Genomic DNA, 25095 nt, shown 5'->3' with positions numbered 1-25095 from the left:
ATAGGGCGAGCGAGTTGCTGGACGGCGGACGCTGAAACAACGAACGTCACGTTGTCACCCCGCTATCGGCTTCTGAATGAACTCGATCTCGCCGCGCTCAACGACGATCTCCCCATCCGCCGGCTGAGGCTCCCGACCCTCTGCGTAGACCGTTACATTCCGCAGAAACAGGAGCGGCCCCGACTGCTTCACCAGCGCGCCCGCAAGCGCGGTACCGGTCTTGAGGTTGACGACGATGTTGGCGGCGATGAGATGGCGGTAGGTGCGCACGCTGTCGTCCTTTCTAGACGTACATGACGCCGTCGGTGTCGTCGTAGGCAGACCTGGGCTCGTCGTGTGGAGTGGTGAGGTAGCCGACGGCGGCGGTGGCCGCGATCAGTGGGGCGGCGTCCTCTGGGGAGCCCTTGCGGTCGATGACTCGGGTGTCGCCGACGTTGCGCCAGAGTGCGGTGCCGGCGGCGACGTCGAGGACGGGCTGCGGCAAATGGTTGATGCCCCCGACGACTACTGAGTTCTGCGCCGGGAGCGATGCGGTGACGAGGTCCCACATGCGGCCGAACCATGCGCCGAGGTCGTCTCCTTGCCAGCGGATGACGTTCACGCCGTCGATCTCCTCCAGGTCCGGGAGCAAAGTGGATACAGGAGCGCCCTTGCCCTGGGCGATGACCGTGATCGGGGCGTCGGGGGTTGGCTCGTGCGCGGAACCAGTCGGCGGTGAAGTCGGTGCGTGGTAGCCGGGCGGCGATCTCGACCTGGGGGACGCCACGGTTGTTTCCGGCCGCAGCGACGTATGAGGCGCTGCGGTCCCAGGAGACGTCGAGGCCGTAGACGACCGTGTTCTCTGCGGGGATGAACGTGTCAGTGCGGAGGCCGGCCTCCCAGGCGCCCTCCACGAATGGTGGCCTGGCGGAGGAGGAGAGCCACTGGCACTGGACCTCGGTCATGAACTCGCCCGGCGGGTCAGTAGCGGCGGATGCCGCGATCGTCTCCTCGCGGATACCGATTGATCCATCCGCCCGGCGGTGGTTCATGGAGGGGTTGGACTGTGCCCAGGAGGCGCGGTCCCACCGGGACGCGCCGGGCGGTGTCGACCACTCGAACAGGCCCAGGGACTGCGTGAGGGCGTCGGTCTCGCCGTCGTCGTCCAGCCCGTTGGTTGTGTCGTCCGGAGCGTCAGCCCAGATGCCGTCTGGGTCTCCGAGGGCTATGTGCCCTAGGCGCCGCATATGACGCAGGACGACGCTGGCGTGGTCGCCGGCGTTTGACAGCGCCAGCACCAGCCCGGAGTCCTGAGCCATCGTGGTCTTCGAGACGGCGGACCACGAGGACCAGTCCTGGTGCTCCCGCAGCTCGTCGAACACGACCAGCTGCACGTGCTTGCCACGGCCCGCCCGCCGTGACGTGGCCTTCACCTTGTAGGTCGCGCCGTTCCACAACTGCAGGGCTTTCATCCCGGACCCAAGCGAGATCCGGCGGACCTCATCACCAAGCTCGTCCACGAAGTCGGGATCGTCCTCATGCTCCGCAGGGTCGACAAGCTCGACTGCCTCAGCCCACAGCGCTTCCGATGTTTCCAAGTCCTGCGCGGTGCCCAGCACCGACCATCCCCTGACGTACATCAGGAACAGGAGCACAACCATCGCGACAGTGCTCTTGCCATTCTGGCGAGCGACGAGGGTAACGACGATGCGGAATCGGAGACGCCCATCAGGTAGCAGCTCCAGCATGTGGATGCATAGCCACCGTTGCCACGGCAGCAGATGGATACCGAGCAGCTCGGCGAACTCCACAGCGGCGAAACCCCATGAAGTCTCGGGAGTGAGCGGGCGAAGCGGCGGCGTGAAGATCCTCGGCGTCTCACTGCCCAGACGCACTCGCCAAACCTCCTCGCAGAGCCTTCAGTCGGCCTTCTCCACGTCGCTTCGGACGGGCAGCATCCTCGGGGAGCGCCGCCGGCGTAATCTGTAAATCAGCGCACCCCTTCAGATAGGCGGGGATAGCGCCGAACGCGGTCTTCTGCAGTGCCTCAATGCCCGCCCGCTGTGCCTCGTCGATCAGCCACGCCAGCGTCTTGACCGCCTCACACGCGCCGCGGTACTTCCCATCACTCAGGTGGTCTGCCGCGGTGATCGACGCCGTCGTCGCGTCATACATAGTGCCCCGACGCCGTCTCGGAGGATGCGGAGGAGTGAACTCCGCGCCCCAGCGGCGGATCTGCTCCTGAGCTTCCTTCGCGGCCGCGAGCGCCGGGTTCTTCACAACCTGCCCCCGGGCGTCCTCGACGGTGAGCCCCTCCTCGGCGACCGCCTGGTGCGCCCGGCGTAGATGATCGACGGCGTAGCAGTAAGCCTCAAGCCTGCGTGAGTCGAGCGTGCCGGGCTTCGGGTGAGCGGCGACGACGTCGCGCCACACCTGCGCGGCACCGCCGGTTACATGCTGAGGTGGTTCGATGTCAGCCACCAGAACGCGCCTCCTCATGCTCGGTCCGGATTTGTGCGACGACGTGGCGGAGCGTTCGCATGGATCCCGACCAACCGATCCGGTACGCGATGCCGGTTGCCTTCATCTGCGGGTACTGGGCGAGTACCGCTCGGATCTGATCGCCGACTGGACCGTCCGCGAACGCATCGCGCTGGTAGGTGGCCGGCCGGGAGAGATCCAGCGCCCGGCGCACAGTGGTGATGGTCGCGCCGAGCGTTGCGGCGATCTCCTCCACGGTTTTGCCTTGGGCGGCCATCGCCCGAATCGCTGCGCGGTCATACATTGAGACGCCACTTTTCGTTGCCATTCCGGGAAATGAGGGGGATACCCGCCCCGAATCCCAGTGGGGAGAGGGAGCACTGCCGGCGGACTGCGCCGCCAATCCCGCCACAGAGATTTCCGACCCCCTCCCCGCTCACCAATCGCGCGAGCGAAGACCGAGCTGCGCTCCAGCATCCGTGGCACCAGCCTGCTTATTGCACAGCTCGTGCTCTGGCCACAGATTCGCTGGATCAAGGCGCTCGTCAGGATGATCCCGCCACGACAGACGGTGCCCAAGCTGGAACGAGCGGGGGTCGCCAGGCGGAGCGTCATAGTCGATCGGCTGCCCACACCGGCGGCAGGGCTGGGGGCGGGCGGCCCGCATCTCCTCCCGCAGCCGCCGCAGCCGACGGTGCCCACGAGACTGCACCATGGTCACCTCCGGGGAGGGGGATGTCGAGGGGGGGCGGGGTATCACACCCGGGGGGGGTGCTTCACGATGGGGGGCCTCACAGGGGGAGGGGGCCGAACCCTGGGGGGTGCCTACGATCAGGGGCATGCCCGACGCCAGCACCGACACCAGGCGGCTCCGCTCCTGGGAGCATTGCACAGAACCGCCGCTGACAGTTGCAGCTTTACTGTTTCTCGCCGTCTACGCATGGGAAGTCATCGCGGATCTCCATGGAGGCCAGAGATCCACCGCCGAGCTGATACTCAACGGCATCTGGATGGCCTTCGCCATCGACTTCGGCGTGCGGCTCGTGCTAGCTCCCGACCGGGGGCAATGGCTCGCACACCACCTGCTTGACCTCGCCGCTGTGGTCCTGCCGATGCTCCGGCCTTTGCGGCTATTGCGCCTCGTCACGCTCCTCGGCGTCCTACAGCGCAGCGCCGGCACCGCGCTCCGCGGCAAGATCACCATCTACACCGTCGGCTCCGTCATGCTGCTATCTCTCATCGCAGCACTCGCCGTGCTCGACGCCGAGAGGCATGTGCCCGGGGCGTCCATTACGTCCTTCGGCGATGCTCTGTGGTGGGCACTGGTCACCATCACCACGGTTGGCTACGGCGACCTGGCACCCGTGACTCCGCTCGGAAGAGGCGCCGCGATCCTGCTCATGATCGGCGGGGTCGCACTCATCGGCGTCGTCACAGCAACCCTGGCATCCTGGATCGTCTCACTCGTCACCGAGGAGAGCGCCGAACAGGAGGCAGCCACCCGAGCTCAGGTCGAGTCCCTGCGCGAGGAGATCCGCGCGCTCCGCGCCCAGATCGAGGCTCACGGAGACTGAGAAGCCCCGGCCGTATTGGGTCGGGGCTCGGACGGCGGGCGCAGCTGTCCCGCTGGCAGGCATGTTATAAGCGCCAGGCGGGCGGCGGCAAGCACTGGCTAGGTGACACGCCGATGGCGGGCTCGGCGGCGGGGCGTGGAGGCGTCGGCGGCGAGCACGTCGGTGATCGCCACGTATACCTCGCGGTGGCCGCCGTCGCCCAGGCGGATGGCCCGTACCCGGCCCGACCGGACCCACGCCCGGATGGTGGCGGCCGGCCGGGACCCGAGCAGCCGGGGCACGTCGGCCAGCCGCTCCCACTGCTCGCCGTCGACGATCACGCCCCAGCCTCCGTGGTGTCGTCGGGGCCGGCGGCCATGCGGGCCACGGCTACTGCCCAGGAGCGGGCGCGTGCCCAGTCCTCCTCCGACAGCACCGCGCCGCACGAAGGCGCCGAGCAGGACACCTGTAGGGAGCCGCGCTCCACACGCGGCGGGTGCAGCACCAGCGACCGTCGCCCGCACCTGGGGCACCTCACCGTCGTGATCCGACGGTCCGGCTCCTCCACCGGCCACGCGGCCGACGCCCGAGCCACAGCCGGGCCCAGGTCCTCCACCATGTCCCCAGCCCACGACTGGGCCGCGCACCACGACAGATGCGGCCCCAGCCAGTCAGCCAGGTCCCGGGCGGCTCCAGACGAGCGCACCCCGGCAACCGCCTCGCCGTCACCGGTAAGCCACAGCCCCGGCGGCCGCGGGACAGCGAGCCCACGGTCGTCGGCCACCTGATCACACCAGGCAGCCAGCATCCCCACCAGATCATCCGCAGCCCCGAGCGCCTGCGAATACAGCACCCTGGGCCCAGGCGGCGAGGCCCCACCACCAGTGTGACCGGACGGGGACGACACCGACGGCGCCGCCACCGCACACAGGTGCTCCACCAACGACGGCAGCGTGCGCACAGCAGACTGCAAGCGCCCCCAACACCGGCCACACAGCACGCCCTCCACCACCGGCCTGGGCAGACACCCCAGGCACTCAACTACCTGGCCGCTTGGGTCGGTGCTGGTGCCGTCACAGTCCGGGGCGTGCATGCCACGGACCGTGCAGCCACGGACACATGCGCTCATCGCCGTTTCCTCCTTCTGCGGGACCGAGGCAGGCAAGCGCTCCCGTCCCGACCCAGACCCGACCCAGGCCCGGACCCGGCGCCGTCCCGAGCCCGGACCCGACCCGTGCCCGACCCAGGCCCGTCCCTTCCCGGACCCTTCCCGAGTCCGTCCCGTCCCGACCCGGGGAGTACGTACTCCGGAGGCTGGGAGTTCGAACTGAGTTCGAAGTCAGTTCCGAACTCATGGTGAACTCCCGGTGAACTCACGGTGAACTCCCGGTCACGGCGTGGGTGTGGTGGTGGCGGGCCCGCCTGCGGGTCGGGCCTGGGGCTGCGGCGTGGCGGTCCCCAGCGCATGCGCCTGGGCGGCGGGGGCTGCTGGCCGGCCGACACCGGGGCGGGAGCAGTCTCCGACGCTGGCGAGGAACCCGCGGGCGCACCGAGATCTGCGGTGCCGGGGTTGCCGACCTGGAGCCCCTGCGGACGCGCCGTCGCTGGCTGCGACGACGCCGGGGGCGTTCCCAGGGCGGGGACCACCTGGCCGGCTTGATCAGGGCCGGAGGCGTCCACCTGCCGAATATTGTCGGAGTCCGCCCCCACCGGGGCGTCGGCCACTAACAGCCCGCGCTCGACCAGGTGCTTGCGGGACCAGTTGCCGTAGTAGGGGCGGGCCGGGACAGGTAGGAGCGGGTGCTCCTGGTCCCAGGTCCCGTCCTCGTCGTCACGACGCGCGCTGTTGCAACGCGCGCACGCCACCACAAGGGTGTCCACAGTCCCCGGCTGACCGGGGACGCGATGGTCCAGCGTGGCCTTGCGGTTGGACATCTTGCCGGTCCAGTGCACCTCGTGGTGGCAGTACCGGCAGTGGTCCCCATCGCGAAGGATTACCGGCCACTTCAGGTTCGGGTCCGAGCAGTCGCGTTTGCGCTGACGGTCCCAGTCGCTCTCGGCCTTCTTGATCAGGTGAATGAAGTCCGGATCCTCAATCAGCTTCACCCCAGGCAGGCCGTTGATCTCCACCCGCTCCAGGAGCCCGGTGCGGACGCACAGGTCGGTCAGGAGCTTGGCGCGCTCGAAGTCACCGCCCGCGCACTTGACCGTCACACCCAGGTTGACCGCGTAGTCCGTCTTGTACTTCGCGCTCTCCAGCGACAGCGCCCAGATGAACCCGCGTACCTCGTTCAGGAGCCGACCATCAGCCTCAGGCTGAGACAGCACCGCGAGCACACGGGGATCATCCGCCGCAGTGTCACCAGACCGCTGCCAAGTCATACAAGGCTCCTAACAATGGGGGAAACAAGAACAACAAGGGCCATAGCGCCCGCGAGCGCGGGCGGGCCACGAGAACAAGCAAGCGTCATCGGGGGTTACCCCCGGAGGGACCGCTGAGAGCTGGCAGTTCTCTCTGCCGCCTGCAGCGCCTGCGACAGCACAGCGGACAGAGCGTCGCCGTCGAGGCCGAGAGTGCAGGCAGCGACAGCGACCTGGAAGGCAGCCAGGGCCTGCATCCGGTCCGCCGTCGGCGGGCTGCCGTCCTCGGTTTCGATCTCCGCTCGGGTGTCCTCGGTGACCAGGTGCTGGGCGAGCAACTCACGAACCTCGGCGAGACGCCGCTCGGGCGAGGTGGTGGCGTGGTCGATCACCCAGATTGCGTCCTCCACATGGGTGAGCAACAGCTCGACATCCGAGGTGATGTTGCGGGCGCGGTCGCGGTGCTTGCCTGGCAGAAGATCTGCGATGCGGTACAGGTAGTCGGCGTCGGAACCCGTCGGTCCCGCAGCGCCGCCTTGCGGGGCGGGCCGGAAGGCGGAGTTGAAGGTGTTGGGCCTCCGGGGGTAGTACTCGCCTGGCACGCCGCGGATGATCCAGTCCCCGGGGCAGGCAAGCATGGCACTCTCCGGCGAGTCGATGCCTAGCTGGCCCTCCACAGAGACGGTCACCAGGGCATCCTCAGCCCATCGCGCGATGGCCCCAAGGCACTCCTCGCTGCCGTCCCATTGGATGGCTTCGGTGGCGACTGGGCGGTTGATGTACCGACCGGGTTTGGTGGCGGTCATAGTGCCCACCGCCAGATGATGATGGTCAGGGCCGCGAGCGCGGAGACGACGGCGGCGCCTAGGCTGGCGAGGATCAGACCGCCGATGATTTTGCCGATCACGTAGGCGGGTCCCTGGTTGTTGGGCTCGGGCGGTGGTTGTAGTGCTGTCATGGCTGTGGTCCTTTGCTGGTTGGTCGGTTAGTTGGCTGTCTGGTGGTGGCGGTCGCGTTTCCAGGCGGATAGTTCGGGGTAGGTGATGAATCCGAGGGTGCGGGGATCTTCGGTGACGCGGTGGTCGGTGTACAGGTTCGTGAGCCAGCACAGGGCGGTGGCGGCGGTCATGACCAGGGCGGCGTGGGGTAGGTCGTCGTCGTGGGTGTCGGCGGGGACCCAGCAGGGGCGGGCGTGGTGGTCGAGTAGGCGGGACCACCAGATGTCTGAGCCGGTGCCCGGGCCGCCGACGGCGTCGAGGGCGGCCTCGGCCTCACGGTTGGCGTCCAGGGTTCGCCACTGGTCGATGACGGCGGCAACCTGCGTGATCCGGGCCTGGGCCGCCAGGCGTCGGGCTGCCACGGTGGGCAGGTCCCTGGCGTACAGGATCGCGCCGAGAGCGGTGATGCGGCTGGTGTACTCGGCGATGCCGGGCGCGTAGGCGGGGCGCAGCGCGCGCCGCTTGGAGACCAGCAGGCCGGCACCCATGGCGTCAGAGGCGACCATGCGGCACACGTGGGCGAGGCTCTCGCGCCCGTCGAGCAGGTTCTTCCAGCGGCCGGGGTGTATACCCTGGCGGGTGGCGATGCTCCACATGGAGTCGTAGTCGGCGGCGGTCCTCACGCGGACGCCTCCTCACAGGCAGCTCGGGTGCGCCGGTACAGGTGGGCCAGCCGCCAGGTCATGTCCCACACCTCGTCACCGGTGGTGTAGGTGTCGGCCTGGCACACCAGCGGCATGATCTGGTCCTGGCCGGTCTCCTCGGCCATCACCGCTCTGAGATTGGTGACGGCGGCCTGGCAGGCGTCAGGGTCGATCTCGACCATCACCGCCTGGGAGGCGAGGACGATCTTGTCGTCCGGGCACAGTGGCACCAGCTGGAGCATGCGAGCGAGGTAGATGCCGGTCCCGCCGAACGGGTCCAGGGCGCGGATACGCACGAGCGTGTCCCTGCCGGGGCCGTGCTGGTCCTGCGCCAGCTGGAGCACGGCGCGGACCTGGTGGTCCACTACCTCCACGGGAGTGACGACGACGCCATGCCGCTTGCCGCGTCGGGCCTCGCAGGCGGCCTGGTAGGCCAGAGCGATCTCCTCCTGCCGGGACTGCTTGGCGTCCAGGTGACGGGTGGTGGTCATGTGAGGCGCCCGCCCTTCATCTGGTGGCGGGTGTGGCGGCGGGCCTCGCGGTACGCCTCGTGCTTGCAGATGCGGCAGTCACGCTCGATGACGATGCCTCTGCCGGAGCGGCGGCGGTCACGTACCCGGACCCGGGCGGTGGCGATCGTCCATTCGTGGCCATGGGCGCAGGTGTCGGGGCCGCCGGCGTCGGCAAGGCGCTCCAGCAGGGCGTAGGCCACCGAGTTGGGTACCGGCGCGGACGAGGAGCCAGCAGGGATCAGGCCCGCCAGATCCGTCCCGGTGATCTTCATGCCACTGGTCATCAGTCCGCGTCCTGACCGGTGTCAGCGACCTGGACGAGGCCCTCGGCGGCGTCGACGACGCGGGCCATGGCGGCGTCGCGGCGGAGCGGCGAGGCGATGCCAAGCTCAGAGAGCCGCCTGCTGAGCGTCCGCACGGCCTCGGTCGGCACGACGGACAGGCCCTCCCAGTCCTCGATCTCCGCGTCGGGCTGGTCTCGGAGGACGAGGGCGGCCTCGTCGCCGTCTGAGAGCAGGCGGTAGGCGTACATGCTGCTGCGCAGGGCGACCATGCCGCCGATGTCGCGGTGGCCCTGGTGGCCGTCGAGGATGCGGATGATCGGCTCCGTCGGCCAGGACTCGGCCTCGGGCTCAGGGTCGGACTCAGGCGGCACGACGACGTCGAGTGTCGCGTCGGAACGGTATGTACTGGTGCCGTCGTGGCAATAGATGACGACGTGCTGCGTGCCGTAGTCGCACACCCTCACGATCTGCCGGGTCTCACCATGGTGGCGGATGAGCATTCCACGCTCCAGCTCGGCGGCGGGGGTGGGTCGGATGGTGAGTGTGTCGGTCATGGTGTGGGCTCCTGGTAGACGTGGATGTGGAAGGTGTAGGTGCGCTGGCCGAGGATCTTGGGCGAGAGCCGACCGGAGGGCTGGAGGGTGATGCAGTCCAGGTGGCGGTCGTCGTCATCCGGGAGCAGGCCGGCCCTGGTGAGGCCGTCGACCAGGGGCTTGACGGTCCAGTGCAGGTTGTGGATGTCCCGGCGGCGGCGGTCGGGGTAGTCGACGTCGATGACGATCCGCGCCCGGTGAAGGCGAGGAGCGCGCCGGTAGCGGGCGGTCGCCTCAGCCACGGTCCGGATCGCCCGCGTCTTGCGGATCTTTTCCCGCCGGCCGTCCCGGCCGTTGCCGGTCAGGACGTCGGCGGCCGCCAGGCGCATCTCCGCGTCCCACACCAGCACCCCAAGATCGGTGGGGGTCGTGTTGGTGGTCATGCTCCGGCCTCCTGCTCGTCCCAGACGCTGGGCGTGTAGTTGTCGATGTGCTGGCGGACCTTGTCGGGGCGGAAGCCGCCCCACACGCCGGCCACAAGCCCCACGGGGGTCATTGCCACCACTACGGGCGCGCTGGTGATGTGCTGGTCGGCGGCCAGGCGCCGGGCCTCGGGGTGATCGACCAGCGGGCGGGCCCGGTACTGGGCGCCCAGCTGCTCCAGGTGCCGGATCACCTGGTCGCAGCGCGGGCAGTGGTCCTTGGTGTAGAGGTCGAACCAGGGGGGCGCGGGGGTCGTGGGTACCCATCACGCCTCCCGATCCGTGGTGGCGTTGATGCGGCTGCGGGCCCGCGAGGTGGCCCAGGACAGCAGGCGCTCCACCCGGGCCGCCTCACGGCGGATGGCCGCCACCACCTCAGACCCGGACGACTCATCCACGACCTCGGCGGGGACCTCCTCGATGACCTCGATCGGGCCGGCAAGGTCCCGCTCGATACGCACGATCACTCTCATGCCGCATCACCACCCCACGGCGAGCCGCCGACGGTGTCATCGGGGCCGTCGGGGTCCTGGCCGGCCAGGTAGCCGTCGATAGCGCGGACGAACGCGCCCTCCACATCCATGCTGGAGACCTCGGCGTCGGCGTCATCGCCGTCGAGGTCGGGCAGGACGGCGTCCAGCAGCGGGTCCAGCAGGTCCCCCGCGTAGCAGGACACGTCCTCAAACACAGGCAGCGTGTGTGAGTCCTGGGAGCCCATGGTGAGGCCCAGGTAGGTGGACCCCGGCACCACCTCCTCCAGGTCGTTGGCGTCGGTGCGGCGGCGAGCGGAGTACCCCCACACCAGGACCGTCTGATCCCCGCCCATGACCCCGAGCCGGCACGACAGGGAGTCACCGACCATCGCGGCGGTGCGGCCCATGGCGGTGGCGTCCTTTGCCCACAGGGCCACGTGCCCGCAGGACGCCAGGCGGGCCTGGGAGGCCTGCACCAGCATGGCGGCCACGTCGGCCCGCTCGGGGTCCAGGGGCGGGGGGTCCGTGCGCACGGTGACCTGGCGGCCGCCCCACAGCACCCCGACCTCACGCACCGTCAGTGCCAGGTTGCGCTCGTCGATGGTGAGCTCGACGTCCTGGGCGTCGGCGTGGGCCAGCATGCCGATCAGGTCCGCCAGCACCGGGCGGGTGGCCCACACGTCCGGCACCGGCATGCCGTCGTCGTCGACGTCGACCACCAGGGCCCGGGTACACACGTAGCGGGCCCGGTCCTTCGCGACGGCCAGGCACAGCAGGTAGTCGCCGGCGACAGTCAGGCGCGCCACCCCGACCCCGACCGGCCGGTCCTCATCCCGCTGCCGGGACGGCAGGTGCGGCACCAGCCCCTGCAACGCACCCAGCAGCGACGCGGTCCGCACAGTCAAACGCACAACAGCGCTCATCAGTCCTCCCCCTTCTCGTGTTCCTCAGTGCCGGCGTCCTCGCCGACACCGTCCTCGTCGTCGTGGTTAGCGGTGGTGTCGAGCCCGTCAATGAGCTCTTGCTCGATCGGGGCGGGGGCGTACCCCCAGCGGGCCAGGGTGTCCAGGTGGGTGGCGAGCATCCGGTCGTACATGTGGCCGGGGTCGTCCTGGCGCCAGGAATCGCGGACGATGGTCCCCTCCATCAGAGCCAGCGCCCAGGCCAGCAGCCCCCGCTTCGCCTCCCGCGGTGACCCGGTGGCGTCCTGGTCCAGGCCGGCAGGAGACAGCCCGAGGTGCTCCAGGCCCTTGTCCTTAGCCATGCCGGTGACGTAGGAGTGCGCGTAGCGGACCACGGCGAGGACGTAGCCCAGGGCGTCGGTGGGCAGCACCCGGCGGGGCAGCAGCTGCTCGCGGATCCACGCCCGCCGCACCCGGTTAGCGGAGTCCATGTCCTCGTTGCGCCGGCGCACCCGGGCACGCGCCGCACGCACCTGCTCGTCCTGCGGCCCCGACGTCGCACCCGACGATGGGCCAGCGAACCGGTTGCGGTGCCCGTGGGCCGCCCAGTCCATGCACGCGTACCAGCGGACCCGGTACGAGGGCCCCTCCTTCTCCCGCTGTTCCCTCGACACCGTGAAGTCGACGTCCACGACGGCGACGTGACCGGGACAGGAGGCGTGCGAGACCTCGTCGATCGGCTCGCCACGGCCGTCGACCAGATCCGACAGGATGCGGGAGCGGGATCGATCCTCGTGGAGGAACTGTTCGTAGGAGATCGCCCGCACGCCATTGGCGGCCTGCTCGTCCACGACCCGCTGGTATGCGTCCCGCGCCAGCACGGCGCGCCGGGCGCGCTCCACGATGTGATCCACCTGCTCCGGGTGGGCCTGAACCTCCTGGACGATCTCCTCCACCTCCTCCGGGGAGCCGATCTGCCCTGAGATGTCAGCGACCTTGCCCAGCGCCACCAGGTCGAGGCCCGTCACGCGACGCCCGAGCTCACGCACCGGCTCCGCTGCCGCGGTGACCGCCTTGGCGGCGTCGATCTCATCCGGCCCAACGCCCCGCCTGCGCAGGTCCCTCTTGGGCATGCCCAGCAGCATCAGCTGCCGGACCGCGTCGGCCCGCTCGGTGGGCAGGGTGTGGGCGTGCTCGTCGTTCTCCACCAGCTGCTGACTGATCCGGTCGGCGTCGTCGGCGGGCTCAACGATCAGCGCCGGCACCAGCCCCAGGCCCGCCTCCAGGGCGGCGGCCAGGCGCCGGTGCCCGTCCAGCACCACCAGGCCCGTCAGCGTCGGATACACGTGCAGATCGCGCAGCACCCCCATCTCAGCGATCGTGGCCGTGAAGCGCTCATCCACCCGCAAAGCCCGGCGGATGTTCGACCCCGCCTCCAACAGAGCCGGCTCGACCATGATTCGCTCACCGGGCACCACATTCCCCAGCGGGGAGCGGGCCTCGGCCTCCGTCAGTACGCGCACACCACCAGCAGGCGCGCCGACGGGCGAGGCGGGCTGCGAGGCCGGCATGACCCCGAGCTCACGCAGCCGGGACAGGTCGTAGGTGGCCGGCATATTCGGCGTCGCCGCCACCGTGACGGTGATCCAGCCGGCCTCCAGCAGCCGGTCCAGCACCCGCCGCAGCGTCCGCGCCGACAGGCCCGTCGTCGCCGCGAGGGTCGCCTGCGAGACGCACACCGTCTCCTCACCCCCGGCGGCAGCGGCCAGCAGATGCTCAGCCACCAGCCGCGCCTGGTCGTCATCGGCGTCGATCACCACGCGGTCCGCGAGCGCGGCGGGTGGGGTTATGTCCAGTGTCGTGGTGGTCATGTGAAGAGTCCTTCCTGGGCGGGCGCGGTCTGGGCGCGCAGCTGTCTGCCGGTGGTGAGGTGGCGGCTGACCTGGCCGGTCGGGTCGACGGTCAGGCGCAGCGTCGCGGTCAGGTAGGCGGCCGCCCACGCCACGTGGTCCTCCACCGCCGGTGCAATGGCGGCGGCCTCGGCAAGGGTCTGGGCGACCCCGGCAGGGCTGCCGGTCGCGGCGGCGGACAGGGTGTTGAGGGTCAGGCGCAGGGCCTGACGCTGCTGGTGGTCCGTCATGGCCATCCACGTCTTGCGGCGCGGCCCGGCCGAGATGTTGTTCGCAGGAGGCATCAGCGCACCCACCCTTCGGTGGGCAGCGGACGACGCCGCTGGGCCCTGATGGGGCCGAGCCGCACCGGCCCCGACGACGCCACAGCAGCGGGTGCGGCGGCTGGTTTGGTGGCGCGCTTAACCGTCCTCGGCTTGGCGGCCTTTGCACGCCGGCGCTTGGGCTTGGCGGCTTTGCGGGTGGCGCGCCGGCGCTCCTGCTCGGCCCGGGCGGCTCGTAGCTGCCCGGCGCGCTCCTCCCGCCGGTCCTGCTCGGCCCGCCACGCCGCGGAGACCTGCTCGTTGGTGGGCAGGCCGGGCGGGGTGCCGTAGGCGGCCGTGTACTCGGCCTCCAGGGCGCGTCCCTGGCCGGTCAGGGCGTAGGCGCCTCCCGTGTAGGACAGGCGGCCGCGCTGGCGGAGCTTGGCGAGGCAGGCGCGCACCGCGGACTTGCGCACGCCGGTGGCGTCCACCAGCACCCCCAGCGGGCACGGGCCCGCCGCCGCGAGAGTGGACAGCACCAGGTGTGCCGTGGTCGGGCAGCGGCCCAGCTGGCCGATAGCCGACCGGTCTCCGGCCAGCATCCGCCGGCCCGCGTCGGTGACCCGCACCGAGCCGTCCGACGCAGTACCTGTGATCAGGCCCTTGCCGCGCAGGCGCGACAGGATGGTCGAGATCCGCTTACGGGTGCGTCCCGTGGCCCGCTCCAGGGCAGGGTAGGCGTGGTTGCCGTCGGCTACTGCCGCCAGCACCAGGTCCATCGTCGGCGAATCCTTAACCGGCCGGCCCATCACTGCTCCCTCCCATCAGGGATGTCGATGCGCAGGTACTCGGCCGCAGCGATCGCGGAGGCGTCGCCGTCGGCCGCGAGCTGGCCCAGCAGCTCCTGCATCCGCCTGTGGCTCATCAGCGTCTCAGCCAGACTTATCAGGCCCGCACCCATCCACCCGGACGGGGCCACCAGCTCGCACACCACCCCCGGCACCCCGACGTCGTCACCCTCGACGTCGCCGTCTCCGGTGGCGCCCGCGCCCGTGGTGACCTGCCCACCAGGGGACAGCACCATCCGCAGATGCGAGTGCGGCACACCATGGATACGGGCCACGGCAGCGTCCGCCTCATCCGCGACCGCGCCGTCCACGATCCGCGCTGCGGCCGCCAGCACCTCCTCAGCACCGGCATCGTCGTCGACGTCGTCGGTGTCAGGGGTCGACGCCGACGCCGCAGCACCGCCGGCACCGCTAGCACCGGCCGGACCATGCCGGGCCGGCGCAGCGCCCACACCCGCAGGGGCGGGTCCACCATCACCGGCCACGATCATCAGGCCGGCGCCCAGGCCACCCAGGCCCAGGGACAGCAGCGACAGCCCCGACATCGCCGGCGCCCGGCCCGCCACGGCCAGCCACACCTGCACACAGCCCACTAGCACACCCACACACAGCAGGCACGCACCAGCCATGATCCGCTTCTCCGTACTCATCGCACCATCGCCTCCTCGCGGGAGGTGGCTGCGGCGTTGCGGGACAGGACCTCCACGCACGGGCACGGCTCGCCGGCCATGTGGTGGTAGCCGTCGCAGCGGTCATCGGTGCAGCCGCACCGGTCACCCGGCCACCGGGCAGTGTCGGGGCCGACGTGGTAGTCGACGTACTGGCGCACGGTGATCCCCTCAGCGGCGATAGTCGCGCGGGCGGCGCGAGACAGGCCAGACACACGAGCAGTCATCGGGCCGGCACCTCCTCCATGGTGTTGTCGGTGAGCGAGTTCAGGTAGGCGGTCGTGCCCTCGGCGACGCCGTCTTCGGCGAGCAGCCAGTCGGCCAGCCCGTGCTCAGCGGTGTGGGCGGCGTCCCGGATGACATCGACCAGACGCTTCCGCGGGGCGAGGTGACGGGGCTTGTAAGATTTGGTTCGAGCCATTGGTTTGTCCTTTCTGTGGCTCACCGGCCGCCGGCAGGCACATTGCTGGCGGCCACTTCTTTGTCTGGGCTGGGTTCAGACGCGGAGCTCACGGGCAGTGAGCCACGCATCCAGGTCGGTGGGGCGCACCACCCGAGTCCGCTCCCCGATCTCGATCGCCGGGAGATCCCCGGTACGGATCGCGGCCAGCACGGCCGGGCGGGGGATACCGGTCAGGCGGCACACATCCGCCACCGACAGGGACCGCACCTCCGGGACGGCGCCGGCGGTCAGGGCCCGCTCGATCCGGTCCAGGCGCTCCGCGATCGCCTCCAGCGTCGCGGCGGCCATCACGCCTCACCCCCATCCGGGATGTCACTGGTGGTGGGGTGGGCGGGGCCGGCGCAGCTACGAGACGCCAGCCCCGCCCCGCACCCGCCGCACGACCGGCAGGAGTCGAACCGGCCGGCGGCGGGGTGCACCTCCTCGGTGGCCTCATCCCCATCACCACTCACCGAGGAGGTGGCCTTCTCTTCCCGACCCTGGGAGGAAGGAAGCAGCCATAGCGCTCCCTCGATCGCCTCCACGAAGAGACTGACGCGCACGACTGCAACAGGGCTCTGGGGCTCGATGATGATCTCCACCGGCTCATCAGGGACCGTGGCCAACATGGCGCCATCAGGCGTCCGCAGGGCAAGTACAGGGCGTTGCATCACGCCACCTCCTCGTCGGAGGAGCGGTGCGTGGCTGGGTCCTCGTCACCGGACAGGTGCCGGGCCGCGTCGTCCAGCGACCAGCACGAGTCACACGCCTGCTCATGGGCCAGCAGGTCCTCCGCCGGCACACCCGCGAGCGCAGCACCCACGTGCTCGACGGCGGCGATGCCGCGTGCCTGCACCCCTGGCTCGGGTTCGACGACGGCGGGGGATGACTCCGAGGTAGTCCCGGGTTGGGGACGCCTGCTGCGGCGCAGTAGCTCCCACCCGGGCACGCCGAGGGCGTCGCCGATAGCCACGAGCTCGCCTACCTTAAGGTCAGCATGTTCGTTCAGCCGCAGGGACAGGTACGGGCGTTTGAGCGACACCTCGTCGGCGAGCGCGGTGCCCGTGACGCCGCGGCGTGCCATCTCAGCTCGGATCTCGGACGCGACCGACATCATTCCTCCTTCCGTTCGCGATTGCGAACGCCTGAGAGAAGAGTGCTCGCAATCGCGAACGTTGTCAAGAGGGATTGCCTTGCGTGTTCGCATGTGAGAACATCACGATATGGGTAGCAGGTCGATTGAGCAGCACCCGGCCGATGCGAGGGTGTCTGAGGCGCTTGGAGACGCGCTTGAGGGCAGCGGGATGAGCCTGCGTGAGCTCTCGCGAAGGTCTGGTGTGCGGCTGACTCGTCTCGGTGACGTGCTCCGCCGCGGTCGAGCGATGACAGTAGGTGAGCTGGAGGCCATCGCGGAGTCGCTCGGTCTAGACCCGGTGGAGGTGCTGCGTGAGGCGCAGGAGATGGTCCGCGAGCGCGAGCGTGCAAAGGTTGTCGAGCTGGGGGAGCGGCGTGCTGATTGGCCGGAGGGGTTGCCTCCTCTGGAGGAGCTTGCCGCCCAGGTCGAGCCGGGAGCCGACGAGGAGCTGGCGGAGACGACCGGATGGCGCGACGACCTTGGCGAGGAGTCCCAGGACATCCCCTACGGGGAGGACGAGTCGCTCTGAGTTGGCGGCGAGCGCACCGCGACCCTGCTTGTAAGTGAGGTGCTACAAGTGCGGTCGATATTCGTGTCTGAGGTCAGGGTTAGCATCCCCGCTCATGAGACCAACGATGGATGCCCTGCTCGACAATGCTGCCGAGCAGGGCATCCTCGTGCATTGGGTAACTCGCATGCCGGCCGGGCTGAGAGGTGCCTACCACCTGGCCACGCGCATGATCCTCCTGCGGGAGGGGATGCCCGACCGCCTCGCCGTCCCCACGCTGATGCACGAGCTGGAGCACGCACGCCGCGGGGACGACGGCCACCAGGGTGGCGCGGTCGAGGCGCACATCAACCGGGCTGTGGCCTGCCGTCTCGTCACCCCCGAGAGCTACCGTCGCGCCGAGGTTGCGGTGGGTCCGCACCCGGGCGCGCTGGCCGTAGAACTTGACGTCGCGCGCTGGGTCGTCGCTGCCTATCAGGACATGCTGAGGGTCAGGTGAGCGCCCCGGCGACGGCGTCGAGCGCCTGCGCCTGCACCCCGAGACTGGGGTGCTGATACCGCGCCGTCGTAAGCGCCTGCGTCTGGCCCAGGATCTCCTGCGCCGTCCGCAGCGGCACCCCCGCCTCCAACAGCAGCGTCGCGCACGTGTGGCGGGCCGAGTGCAGCGACATCTCCGGCAGCCCCTCCTCCGCGAGCGCAGCCTTCCAGGCGCCGTAGTCGCGCCGCGGATCGATCGGCAGCCCGGGCGACGATTCGAACACGAACCGAGTCGGCCGAGCCGCTTCGATGTGCTCCGCGAGCGCGTCCGCGAGCACGGTTGGGAGGGCCACGCGACGGTTGGAGCCGACGGTTTTGGGGCGTAGTAGCCAGAGGCCGCCGTGGGCCTGCTCGGCCTCCATGCCGTCGGGAATGGGGGCGGTGCGGTCGGGGCAGTCGGAGCCGCGCTTCCGCCTGCACGGCCAGCCGCCGCCGTCGGTGTGGGGGCCGCAGCCGTGCGCCCAGGTGACCCGGCGCAGCTCCCAGGCGAGATCCACCCACGGCGTGCCGCCGTCGGCGACGTCGAGGTGCAGGTTGGTGAGGGTCATGCCCAGGGCCTCGCCCTGGCGGACGCCGAGCATCAGGGAGACCATCCACCGGGCACGGTCCGTGGTGCGTGCGGCCAGGAAGTGGCGGGCCTCGTCGGCGGTCATGGCACGGGGTGCCCTGATGGGTGCGGGCGGGGCCTTGACCAGGCGGGCGATATTACGAGGGGCTATCTCCTCACGCTCCGCCACCGCGAGCGCCGCCCGCAGCACACGGTGCACCTTCGCGGCTGTGGAGGTGGAGGCGCCGGCGGCGGCGATGCGGGCGTGGAGGGCGCGGACGTCGGCGGCGGTGAGCTGGTCGACGCGGCGGGAGCCGATCGCCGGGTTGATGTGCACACGGATGACCGACTTGTAGTCGGCGGTGGTGGCCGGCTTACGTCGGGGCGCCACGTCCTGCTCGATCCACCGGTCCAGCCACTCCGCGAGGGTCAGCCCCCGGCCGGTGGAGATGTCACCTGTGCGAGCCAGCTCCAGCTGGGCGGCGCGCATCTTCCGGACCGCCTCGGCCTTGGACTTGGCGCGCACATACTTGCGTCGCCGCTTGCCAGTGACCGGGTCCGGCGGCAGCGGGATCACCGCCGCCCACAGTCCGGACGCCTCCTTGTAGATGGACCCCTCGCCCTTGCCCCTACCCGCCATGCCAGCCCTCCATCGGTGCAGCCCCAGGTGCAGCCATACCATAGCTGAAATAGACGAAATAGCGGGCTCTAGCGTTGGTGGGGGAGGGGCGGTTTCCCGCGCGATATGGACTTTTCGGTGGTGCCCCCGCCCGGACTCGAACCGGGAACCTGCGGATTAGAAGGCCGATGCTCTATCCATTGAGCTACGGAGGCTTGCCGGCTCAGCGTACGTCACAATGGGCAGAAGTTCCCACTCGGAGGAGGGGGAACTGCCTCGCGCTCCTGGACGATGAAGGTATCGTTTCGGCCAAGCTGGTGAACTCCCGCTCCCAAGATCCCGGAAGGACCCACGTGCCACCCACAGCGCTTGCCGTGCGCCTGACCAACGCTCCCGCATACGAACAGCCGCGCATCTTCACCGCCGCCTTCACTGTTGGTCGGCGTCCCACCTGCGACGTCGTCGTGTCCACATCCAATGTGGTCTCCGGCGAGCACCTGCGCATTACGCCGACGCCGGAGGGCTGGCTGGTGGAGTGCGTCTCACGCACCAACGGGATGCTGGTGGCCGGCCAGGACACCCGTCGCGCACTGGTCACCGGACCCACCCGCGTCTACCTCGCCAACAGCTCCGGGCCGGGCATCGACCTGGTGCCGACGGCGCCGGCCGGTGCCCCGCCCGCATCTGCGCCCCTGCCCGCATCAGTCCCGTCTGCGGCCCCCGCCCCCGCGCCGGCTGCTCCGTCCCGGGGGCAGGCGCCGCAGTTCCCGCCGCCCCCCGCCCGGGCCCGACGGCGCCGCCCGCCCCGACGCCGGCTCCCGCCCCGTCGTCTTACGGGCAGCAGGCCCCGGCGCGGCAGGCCCCGGCGTCCACCCCCGTCGGCTACGGGCCCTCCGCCGACTCGGCGCCGACCGGCTACGGGCCCTCCGCCGAGTCCGCCTCGGCGGCCGCCACCTTCGTCGATCCCGCCGCGTCGTCGGTAACCATCGCCGGCTCCTCCGGCTCGCCTCGCTCGGCGGCGTCTGGCAGCACCGGCGGCTTCCCGACCGGACGCCGTCGAACCATCGCCAAGGTGACCATCACCTCCTCCGGCACCATCGGGCGGGCCCCCGACGCCAATTTGCGCCTGGATGACCCGCGCGTGTCCGGCCACCACGCGCGGGTGGACCTGACCCCGCAGGGAATCGTGGTGACGGACCTGCGGTCCACCAATGGCGTGTTCGTGGGCCAGCAGCGGGTGCAGAGCTACCGGGTGACCGAGCCGACCACCTTCGGCATGGGCTCCACCTTCGTGGTCATCAGCCCGGACGGCACCTGCGAGGTGCAGGTGGCCGCCGCCGCGGGGGAGCTGGTGGGCCGCGACCTGACCTTCTCCGTCAACGACGGCAAGCTGACCCTGCTCGACGGCGTCTCCTTCGCCCTGCCCGGCAATGAGCTGCTGGCGGTGGTGGGGCCCTCGGGCGCGGGCAAGTCCACCCTGCTCAAGGCCCTGACCGGGGAGCAGAAGGCCCAGCAGGGGCAGGTCCTGTTCGATGGCCTGGACGTGTACGAGCACTACCCGGTCATGCGCAACAAGATCGGGGTGGTGCCGCAGAACGACGTGGTCCACTCCGCCCTGACCGTGCGCCAGACCCTGGAGTACGCCTCCGAGCTGCGGTTCGCCAAGGACGTGTCCAAGGCCGAGCGGCGCGCCCGGATCGACGAGGTCCTGGAGGACCTGGACCTGTCCGAGCACGTGGACAAGAAGGTCAAGCAGCTCTCCGGCGGTCAGCGCAAGCGCGTGTCCACCGCCATCGAGCTGCTGACCCGCCCGTCCCTGCTGTTCCTGGATGAGCCCACTTCCGGCCTGGACCCGCAGCTGGACCGGGACGTGATGGACCTGCTGGCCTCCCTCGCCCACGGCACTCGCCCCGGCGACACCGGACGCACCGTGGTCGTGGTCACCCACAATGAGAACCACATCGACCGGGCCGACAAGGTCCTCATCCTCGCCGCCGGCGGCACGCCCGTCTACTTCGGGGCTCCGCGCGAGGTGATCGGGTACTTCCGTACCCGCCTGGCGGAGTTCGGGCAGGCGGGGCGGCTGGTTGTGAATCCGCCCCGAGGCGGCTTCGCGGACCCGGTGTCGATTGACGGCTTCGCCGACGTGTACGCCCTGATCCGCAACCACGCCGCCGAGCTGCGCGCCCACCTGGAGGCGACCGTCCCGTCCACCCGCCGCGGCGACGGCCGCAAGCTGACCACTTCCACCGACGCCGACACCCGCCAGGCCCCCCAGCAGACGGCCCTGCGGCAGGTCTCCACCCTGGTACGGCGCCACCTGCGCATCATCGCCGCCGATCCCTCCTACCTGGTGTTCATGCTGGCCCTGCCGGTGATCATCGGCCTGCTCACCAAGGCCATCGCCGGCTCCAACGGCTTCGCCGTCCCCGACCTGCCGGATCCGACGCCGGAGCAGCCCTGCGTCACCTACTCCACCCAGGCGCTCGAGCTACTGGTCATTCTCATCACCGGCGCCGCCTTCTCCGGGATGGCCGCCACCATCCGTGAGCTGGTGGGGGAGCGCGACGTGTACCTGCGGGAGAAGGCGGTGGGCCTGCGGGCGGGCTCCTACCTGGTGGCCAAGGCGCTCGTGCTCGCCCTGATCGTCACGGTGCAGACCGCCGTCATGGTTGGGATCGCCCTGGCACTGAACAAGGCCCCCAGCGACGCCGTCCTGCTGGGCTCCCCGGGCCTGGAGCTGGCCGCGTGCTGCTGGGCGATCGCCTTCGTCTCCGGTCTGTTGGGCCTGACCGTCTCCGCCTTCGTGTCCTCCTCCGAGCAGGTCATGCCCGTGCTGGTGGTCACCATCATGGCGCAGCTGGTGCTGGCCGGCGGCGTCATCCCCATCGCGGGCAGGGCCGTGTTCGAGCAGCTGGCCTGGTTCATCCCCGCCCGCTGGGGCTACGCCATGGCCGCATCAACGGTCAACATGAACGAGATCCTGCCCTACCGCGCCGAAGACCTGTGGGACCACACCGCCTCCCAGTGGGCGGTCGACCTCGGCCTGCTCTCCGCCATCGGCCTGGTCTGCTTCGTGGCCTGCTACATCGGCCTCGCCCGCCGCGACCGCCGCTGACCTAGGCGGCCGCGACCGCCGCTGCCCGTGGGGGCGGCGGTCGCTCCGGCCGACCGCCGGGCCCGGGTTGGGCCGCGAGGGCGCAATGGCGGGTCGGTACCGTCTGCGACCCGCCTTCCGCCTAAGGTTGGACCATGGCCTCATCTGCTTCCCCGCTGACCGCCGGTGAAGACGTCCCCGTCTCTGCGCTCAGCCGCGCGCAGCTAATCGACGTCCTCACCGACACCGTGGGGGACCTGGACAAACTCGACCTCAGCCTGGCCGCCGACGGCGTCGAGGAAGCGCGCCGCCTGCGTTCCAGCCTCATCGCGCAGATCCGCGACCACGTCCTGCCCAGGCTCGCCGACGCCGACATCCCCGCGATCGTCGTCGTCGGCGGCTCGACCGGCGCGGGCAAGTCCACGCTGGTGAACTCGGTGCTGGGCGAGGAGGTCTCCGATGCCGGGGTCCTGCGTCCCACCACCCGCACCCCGGTGCTGGTAGTCAACCCCGAGGACGGGGAGGCGCTCAGCGATCACCCGATCGCCAAGGTCTGCCGGACCGTCACCTCTGCGGCGGTCCCCGCCGGGCTCGCCCTGGTGGACGCCTCAGACCTGGACTCCGTGCAGGAGAGCAACCGGGTGCTCGCGACCCGGTTGCTGGAGGCCGCGGACCTGTGGCTGTTCATCACCACCGCCGCCCGCTACGGCGACCACACCCCCTGGACCTCCCTGGAGGAGGCGGCCGCCCGGGAGACCCCCATCGGCGTCGTCCTGAACCGGGTTCCGGCCACGGTCATGTCCGAAGTGCGCCGTGACCTGATCGAGCGGCTGGACACGCTCGGCCTGGCCGAGTCCCCGTTCTTCGTGGTACCCGACGCCGGACCCCACGAGGGCCTGCTGCCCGAGGCCTCCGTGAACGAGCTGCGCGACTGGTTGCGGCTGCTGGCCGGGCGCCACCGTGCCGCCGGCCTGATGCGGCGCACGGGTCGTGGCCTGTGGACCGGCCTGCGCGCCGACCTGATCACGCTCGCCGACGGCGTCGACGCGCAGGACGACGCCGCCACCCGCCTGGAGACCGCCTCCCGCAAGCTCCTGGACGCGCCGGGAGCGGACCTGCGCGCCGACGTCGAGCGCGGCAGCTGCGGGCAGGGCGCGCCCACTACGCGGTGGGTGACCCTCGCCTCCTCCGGCGGCCCGCTCGCCCCGCTCGCACAGGGCGGCAAGCTCCGCTCCGGCTGGTTCGGCCGCACCCGCAAGGCGCGCGCAGCCGCCCTGGCGACGCTCGCCGCCGACGCGCGCGAGTCGATCGCCTCCCGCCTGGAGGCCGCCCTCGTCTCCGTGCACGACGACGCCACCCGCACCTGGGAGGGCGTCGGTGCGGGCGCGCGCAGCCGGGAGCTGCTGCCCGGCGTCGCCGACGCGACCGCCGTCGTCGACGCGTGGGCGGTGAGCCTGGCCGCACACGTCACCGCCCCGCCCAAGGGCCTGGATCCGCAGGGAGCCGCCGACCTGGTGGCCGCGGCCGCCGCCGGGATCGACGGCTCGCGGGCCGCCGCCGAGCGGATGGGGCTGGGGCCGGCCACCAGCCAGGCCCGGGACTCCCTGGTGCGGACGCTGACCGACGTACTCGACGCCGCCGTCCCCGTCGGCGCCGCCCGCGCCCTCGCCCCCGACCCGGCCCTGGCCGCCGCGCTGCGGCTACGTGCCGGCGAACTCGCACCGTTCACCCGCCCTGGAGCCTCCGCATGACCGCTGACCCGACCGCCACTGCCAACGGGAGCCACGTGCTCGACGCCGCCCACCTGGAGGCGCGGCTGGAGCGCCTGCGTGACGTCCTGGACGACTGCCCCACGGAGATTCCCGCATCCTTGTCGATCCCCGCCAGGGAGCACCTGGATGAGGTCGCCGAGCGGCTCGCCCTCGGGGTCGACCACACGGTGGTGGCGCTGTTCGGCGGCACCGGATCCGGCAAGTCCTCCCTGTTCAACGCCCTCACCAGCCTGCAGTTCGCCGACGTCGGCGCCCGCCGCCCCACCACCTCCCGCGCCACCGCCTGCACCTGGGGCGATGACGCCGAGGCCCTGCTGGACTTCCTGGAGGTCGCCGACGACCGCCGTATCCGCCGTGAGTCCCTGCTGGACGCCACCGATCAGGACGCCTTCGCGGGGCTGGTGCTGCTGGACGTTCCCGACTACGACTCGGTAAGCACCGAGCACGCGCTCCAGGTGGACCGGCTGGTGCCCCTGGCCGACATCCTGGTGTGGGTGGTGGACCCGCAGAAATACGCCGATGCGGTCCTGCACGAGGGGTACCTGCGGGGACTTGGGGCCCGGCAGGAGGACATGCTGGTCCTGGTAAACCAGGTGGACACGCTGCCCGCCGGCGGCACCGATGCGCTGCTGGAGGATGTGCGCGCGCTGCTCGCCGCCGACGGGCTGCACGACGTGAAGGTGCTGCCCGTGTCCGCGGTGCGCGGCGACAACCTCGCCGCCGTGCGCGAGCTGTTCCTGGAGCGGGTCTCGCGGGAGTCCAACGCCGCCCGGACCGCATCCGCCCAGCTCGACGCGATCGCCATGCGGCTGCGCCCCGCGGCCGCCGCGCAGAACGTGGCCACCCGCCCCGAGCTCGCCGACACCGCCGTGACCACGCTTGTACACGCGTGCGGCGCGCAGGCGGTGGAGGACTCGGTGCGCACGGGCCTGGCCCGCACCTTCCCGCGCGCGCTGGCCCGGCCGGCGCCGCCCGCCAGGGATGCCGTTGCGGCGATCCAGACGACTTGGCTGCGACGCACGACGGAGGGCCTGCCCGGCGCCTGGCTGCGCAGCGTGGAGAACGCCGTGGCCGCTCCCGAGACGCTGGCGGCCCAGACCGCGGAGGCGGTGGGCAGTGTGCAGCTGCCCCGGCATCGCACCCCGGTCATCGAGCTGGCCTGGTGGGGCGGCGCGCTCGCCACTGTCATCGGGGTGGTGTGGACTGCGGTCGTCCTGGTACAGGGGCAGGCCTTCGCGGCGGGACTGCTGGCGCCGATCCTGGTGGCGGGTGTTGGGCTGGTGGCGGCGGTCAGCGCGCTGCTTGCGCGCCGCTCCCGCGCACGGCGTGAGGCCGAGGAGTACGCGCGGGCCGTGCGGGCCCGCTTGGCCTCGGTGGTTGCCCGCGGACTGACGCGTCCCGCCGACGGCGTGCTGGTGCGCCACCGCATGCTCCGGCAGGCGCTTGAGCTTCAGCGCTAGCGCCTGACGCGCGAACGTCTTTCCCGTGCCCGGCCGCTCGGTGCTCGCCGGAGGAAGCCGGGAGACCGCCGTCGGCCTGGGCGCCGACCTCCACAGGTGGTGTTGGTG

34 protein-coding genes, 1 tRNA gene and 1 pseudogene are annotated in these 25095 nt (G+C 70.8%); 7 read left to right on the top strand and 29 right to left on the bottom strand.

From position 1 onward, the window contains the following. Positions 1-54: 54 nt before the first annotated feature. The 4 genes from E4J16_RS09670 to E4J16_RS09655 all read right to left on the bottom strand — a co-directional run bounded on the left by E4J16_RS09670 (position 55) and on the right by E4J16_RS09655 (position 2764). A complete protein-coding gene (locus tag E4J16_RS09670) occupies positions 55-270 on the bottom strand; it encodes a hypothetical protein (protein ID WP_136192438.1) in 216 nt (71 codons plus the stop codon). A 13-nt stretch (positions 271-283) separates the two neighbouring features. Continuing rightward, the gene (locus E4J16_RS09665; protein WP_136313867.1) at positions 284-766 is read right to left on the bottom strand and encodes a hypothetical protein; all 483 of its coding nucleotides are present in this window, start codon (positions 764-766) and stop codon (positions 284-286) included. A gap of 1091 nt (positions 767-1857) precedes the next feature. Then, positions 1858-2460, bottom strand: a complete 603-nt coding sequence (locus tag E4J16_RS09660; protein WP_168708078.1) for a P27 family phage terminase small subunit — start codon at positions 2458-2460, stop codon at positions 1858-1860. Beyond that, positions 2453-2764: a hypothetical protein gene (locus tag E4J16_RS09655; RefSeq protein WP_136192435.1), complete on the bottom strand. Its 312-nt coding sequence runs from the start codon at positions 2762-2764 to the stop codon at positions 2453-2455. The genes E4J16_RS09660 and E4J16_RS09655 overlap by 8 nt, the downstream gene beginning before the upstream one ends. A gap of 535 nt (positions 2765-3299) precedes the next feature. Between E4J16_RS09655 and E4J16_RS09650 the strand changes: the two genes are divergently transcribed. Continuing rightward, a complete protein-coding gene (locus E4J16_RS09650; protein WP_136313866.1) occupies positions 3300-4034 on the top strand; it encodes a potassium channel family protein in 735 nt (244 codons plus the stop codon). Between the two features lie 98 nt (positions 4035-4132). On the opposite strand, the gene E4J16_RS09645 is transcribed toward E4J16_RS09650, so the two are convergent. The 22 genes and pseudogenes from E4J16_RS09645 to E4J16_RS09545 all read right to left on the bottom strand — a co-directional run bounded on the left by E4J16_RS09645 (position 4133) and on the right by E4J16_RS09545 (position 16429). After that, positions 4133-4354 (bottom strand): MerR family transcriptional regulator, encoded by a 222-nt coding sequence (locus tag E4J16_RS09645; protein ID WP_136192433.1) that lies wholly within the window; start codon positions 4352-4354, stop codon positions 4133-4135. Next, positions 4351-4866: a TFIIB-type zinc ribbon-containing protein gene (locus tag E4J16_RS15980; RefSeq protein ID WP_136192432.1), complete on the bottom strand. Its 516-nt coding sequence runs from the start codon at positions 4864-4866 to the stop codon at positions 4351-4353. The genes E4J16_RS09645 and E4J16_RS15980 overlap by 4 nt, the downstream gene beginning before the upstream one ends. 272 nt (positions 4867-5138) lie before the next feature. Continuing rightward, the gene (locus tag E4J16_RS09635; RefSeq protein ID WP_136192431.1) at positions 5139-6395 is read right to left on the bottom strand and encodes an HNH endonuclease; all 1257 of its coding nucleotides are present in this window, start codon (positions 6393-6395) and stop codon (positions 5139-5141) included. A gap of 95 nt (positions 6396-6490) precedes the next feature. Beyond that, entirely contained in the window at positions 6491-7180 is a 690-nt protein-coding gene (locus E4J16_RS09630) for a hypothetical protein (protein ID WP_136192430.1), read from the bottom strand. Beyond that, positions 7177-7332 carry a hypothetical protein gene (locus E4J16_RS15125; protein ID WP_168708077.1) on the bottom strand — a complete coding sequence of 52 codons (156 nt, stop codon included), beginning with the start codon at positions 7330-7332 and terminating at the stop codon, positions 7177-7179. Before E4J16_RS15125 ends, E4J16_RS09630 begins: the two co-directional genes overlap by 4 nt. A 27-nt stretch (positions 7333-7359) precedes the next feature. Next, positions 7360-7995 (bottom strand): hypothetical protein, encoded by a 636-nt coding sequence (locus E4J16_RS09625; protein ID WP_136313865.1) that lies wholly within the window; start codon positions 7993-7995, stop codon positions 7360-7362. After that, entirely contained in the window at positions 7992-8507 is a 516-nt protein-coding gene (locus E4J16_RS09620) for a hypothetical protein (protein ID WP_136313864.1), read from the bottom strand. Before E4J16_RS09620 ends, E4J16_RS09625 begins: the two co-directional genes overlap by 4 nt. After that, positions 8504-8812 (bottom strand): hypothetical protein, encoded by a 309-nt coding sequence (locus tag E4J16_RS09615; protein WP_136313863.1) that lies wholly within the window; start codon positions 8810-8812, stop codon positions 8504-8506. Before E4J16_RS09615 ends, E4J16_RS09620 begins: the two co-directional genes overlap by 4 nt. After that, positions 8812-9366 (bottom strand): hypothetical protein, encoded by a 555-nt coding sequence (locus E4J16_RS09610; protein ID WP_136313862.1) that lies wholly within the window; start codon positions 9364-9366, stop codon positions 8812-8814. The genes E4J16_RS09615 and E4J16_RS09610 overlap by 1 nt, the downstream gene beginning before the upstream one ends. Next, positions 9363-9788, bottom strand: coding sequence for a RusA family crossover junction endodeoxyribonuclease (locus E4J16_RS09605; RefSeq protein ID WP_136313861.1), 426 nt, complete (start codon positions 9786-9788; stop codon positions 9363-9365). The genes E4J16_RS09610 and E4J16_RS09605 overlap by 4 nt, the downstream gene beginning before the upstream one ends. Next, positions 9785-10045, bottom strand: a pseudogene (locus tag E4J16_RS09600) (thioredoxin domain-containing protein); the annotation flags it as partial. The pseudogene E4J16_RS09600 and the gene E4J16_RS09605, both read right to left, overlap by 4 nt. A 48-nt stretch (positions 10046-10093) precedes the next feature. Then, entirely contained in the window at positions 10094-10300 is a 207-nt protein-coding gene (locus E4J16_RS09595) for a hypothetical protein (RefSeq protein WP_136313859.1), read from the bottom strand. Beyond that, entirely contained in the window at positions 10297-11223 is a 927-nt protein-coding gene (locus E4J16_RS09590) for a hypothetical protein (RefSeq protein WP_136313858.1), read from the bottom strand. Before E4J16_RS09590 ends, E4J16_RS09595 begins: the two co-directional genes overlap by 4 nt. Then, complete coding sequence (locus tag E4J16_RS09585) at positions 11223-13073, bottom strand: ParB N-terminal domain-containing protein (RefSeq protein WP_136313857.1); 1851 nt, start codon at positions 13071-13073, stop codon at positions 11223-11225. Before E4J16_RS09585 ends, E4J16_RS09590 begins: the two co-directional genes overlap by 1 nt. Next, positions 13070-13396, bottom strand: coding sequence for a hypothetical protein (locus E4J16_RS09580; protein WP_136192420.1), 327 nt, complete (start codon positions 13394-13396; stop codon positions 13070-13072). The genes E4J16_RS09585 and E4J16_RS09580 overlap by 4 nt, the downstream gene beginning before the upstream one ends. After that, on the bottom strand, positions 13396-14163 hold the full coding sequence (locus E4J16_RS09575) for a hypothetical protein (protein WP_136313856.1): 768 nt from the start codon (positions 14161-14163) through the stop codon (positions 13396-13398). The genes E4J16_RS09580 and E4J16_RS09575 overlap by 1 nt, the downstream gene beginning before the upstream one ends. Further along, positions 14163-14852: a hypothetical protein gene (locus E4J16_RS09570; protein ID WP_136192418.1), complete on the bottom strand. Its 690-nt coding sequence runs from the start codon at positions 14850-14852 to the stop codon at positions 14163-14165. The genes E4J16_RS09575 and E4J16_RS09570 overlap by 1 nt, the downstream gene beginning before the upstream one ends. Beyond that, on the bottom strand, positions 14849-15097 hold the full coding sequence (locus E4J16_RS09565; RefSeq protein WP_136313855.1) for a hypothetical protein: 249 nt from the start codon (positions 15095-15097) through the stop codon (positions 14849-14851). Before E4J16_RS09565 ends, E4J16_RS09570 begins: the two co-directional genes overlap by 4 nt. Continuing rightward, complete coding sequence (locus E4J16_RS09560) at positions 15094-15291, bottom strand: hypothetical protein (protein ID WP_136313854.1); 198 nt, start codon at positions 15289-15291, stop codon at positions 15094-15096. The genes E4J16_RS09565 and E4J16_RS09560 overlap by 4 nt, the downstream gene beginning before the upstream one ends. Before the next feature lie 75 nt (positions 15292-15366). Continuing rightward, positions 15367-15621 carry a helix-turn-helix domain-containing protein gene (locus tag E4J16_RS09555; RefSeq protein WP_136192415.1) on the bottom strand — a complete coding sequence of 85 codons (255 nt, stop codon included), beginning with the start codon at positions 15619-15621 and terminating at the stop codon, positions 15367-15369. Next, a complete protein-coding gene (locus tag E4J16_RS09550; RefSeq protein WP_136313853.1) occupies positions 15621-15986 on the bottom strand; it encodes a hypothetical protein in 366 nt (121 codons plus the stop codon). The genes E4J16_RS09555 and E4J16_RS09550 overlap by 1 nt, the downstream gene beginning before the upstream one ends. Then, positions 15983-16429, bottom strand: coding sequence for a helix-turn-helix domain-containing protein (locus E4J16_RS09545; protein ID WP_136313852.1), 447 nt, complete (start codon positions 16427-16429; stop codon positions 15983-15985). Before E4J16_RS09545 ends, E4J16_RS09550 begins: the two co-directional genes overlap by 4 nt. 265 nt (positions 16430-16694) lie before the next feature. Between E4J16_RS09545 and E4J16_RS09540 the strand changes: the two genes are divergently transcribed. Both E4J16_RS09540 and E4J16_RS09535 read left to right on the top strand, forming a co-directional pair. Next, positions 16695-16976, top strand: a complete 282-nt coding sequence (locus E4J16_RS09540; RefSeq protein WP_136192412.1) for a hypothetical protein — start codon at positions 16695-16697, stop codon at positions 16974-16976. A gap of 94 nt (positions 16977-17070) precedes the next feature. Continuing rightward, positions 17071-17454 carry an ImmA/IrrE family metallo-endopeptidase gene (locus tag E4J16_RS09535; RefSeq protein WP_136313851.1) on the top strand — a complete coding sequence of 128 codons (384 nt, stop codon included), beginning with the start codon at positions 17071-17073 and terminating at the stop codon, positions 17452-17454. Here the strand turns inward: E4J16_RS09535 and E4J16_RS09530 are convergent. Further along, positions 17447-18679, bottom strand: coding sequence for a tyrosine-type recombinase/integrase (locus E4J16_RS09530; protein ID WP_168708075.1), 1233 nt, complete (start codon positions 18677-18679; stop codon positions 17447-17449). The two genes, E4J16_RS09535 and E4J16_RS09530, sit on opposite strands and share 8 nt — an antisense overlap. A 118-nt stretch (positions 18680-18797) precedes the next feature. After that, positions 18798-18873: transfer RNA gene (locus tag E4J16_RS09525), tRNA-Arg, on the bottom strand. Here E4J16_RS09525 and E4J16_RS15345 point away from each other — a divergent pair. Then, positions 18847-19641 carry an FHA domain-containing protein gene (locus E4J16_RS15345; protein ID WP_136313850.1) on the top strand — a complete coding sequence of 265 codons (795 nt, stop codon included), beginning with the start codon at positions 18847-18849 and terminating at the stop codon, positions 19639-19641. The two genes, E4J16_RS09525 and E4J16_RS15345, sit on opposite strands and share 27 nt — an antisense overlap. Here the strand turns inward: E4J16_RS15345 and E4J16_RS15120 are convergent. Next, positions 19574-19738 carry a hypothetical protein gene (locus E4J16_RS15120; protein ID WP_168709483.1) on the bottom strand — a complete coding sequence of 55 codons (165 nt, stop codon included), beginning with the start codon at positions 19736-19738 and terminating at the stop codon, positions 19574-19576. The two genes, E4J16_RS15345 and E4J16_RS15120, sit on opposite strands and share 68 nt — an antisense overlap. Between E4J16_RS15120 and E4J16_RS09515 the strand changes: the two genes are divergently transcribed. The 3 genes from E4J16_RS09515 (at position 19731) to E4J16_RS09505 (ending at position 24987) form a co-directional block, all read left to right on the top strand. After that, a complete protein-coding gene (locus E4J16_RS09515) occupies positions 19731-21776 on the top strand; it encodes an ATP-binding cassette domain-containing protein (protein ID WP_136313849.1) in 2046 nt (681 codons plus the stop codon). The two genes, E4J16_RS15120 and E4J16_RS09515, sit on opposite strands and share 8 nt — an antisense overlap. A gap of 134 nt (positions 21777-21910) precedes the next feature. Next, entirely contained in the window at positions 21911-23506 is a 1596-nt protein-coding gene (locus E4J16_RS09510) for a GTPase domain-containing protein (protein WP_136313848.1), read from the top strand. Further along, the gene (locus tag E4J16_RS09505; RefSeq protein ID WP_136192407.1) at positions 23503-24987 is read left to right on the top strand and encodes a GTPase; all 1485 of its coding nucleotides are present in this window, start codon (positions 23503-23505) and stop codon (positions 24985-24987) included. Before E4J16_RS09510 ends, E4J16_RS09505 begins: the two co-directional genes overlap by 4 nt. The last annotated feature ends 108 nt before the right edge of the window (positions 24988-25095 follow it).

The organism is Actinomyces procaprae, from assembly GCF_004798665.1.
GTDB classification, from domain to species: domain Bacteria; phylum Actinomycetota; class Actinomycetes; order Actinomycetales; family Actinomycetaceae; genus Actinomyces; species Actinomyces procaprae.
Note: the sequence above shows the minus strand (reverse complement) of the source record. Positions and strands in the feature narration are given on the sequence as shown.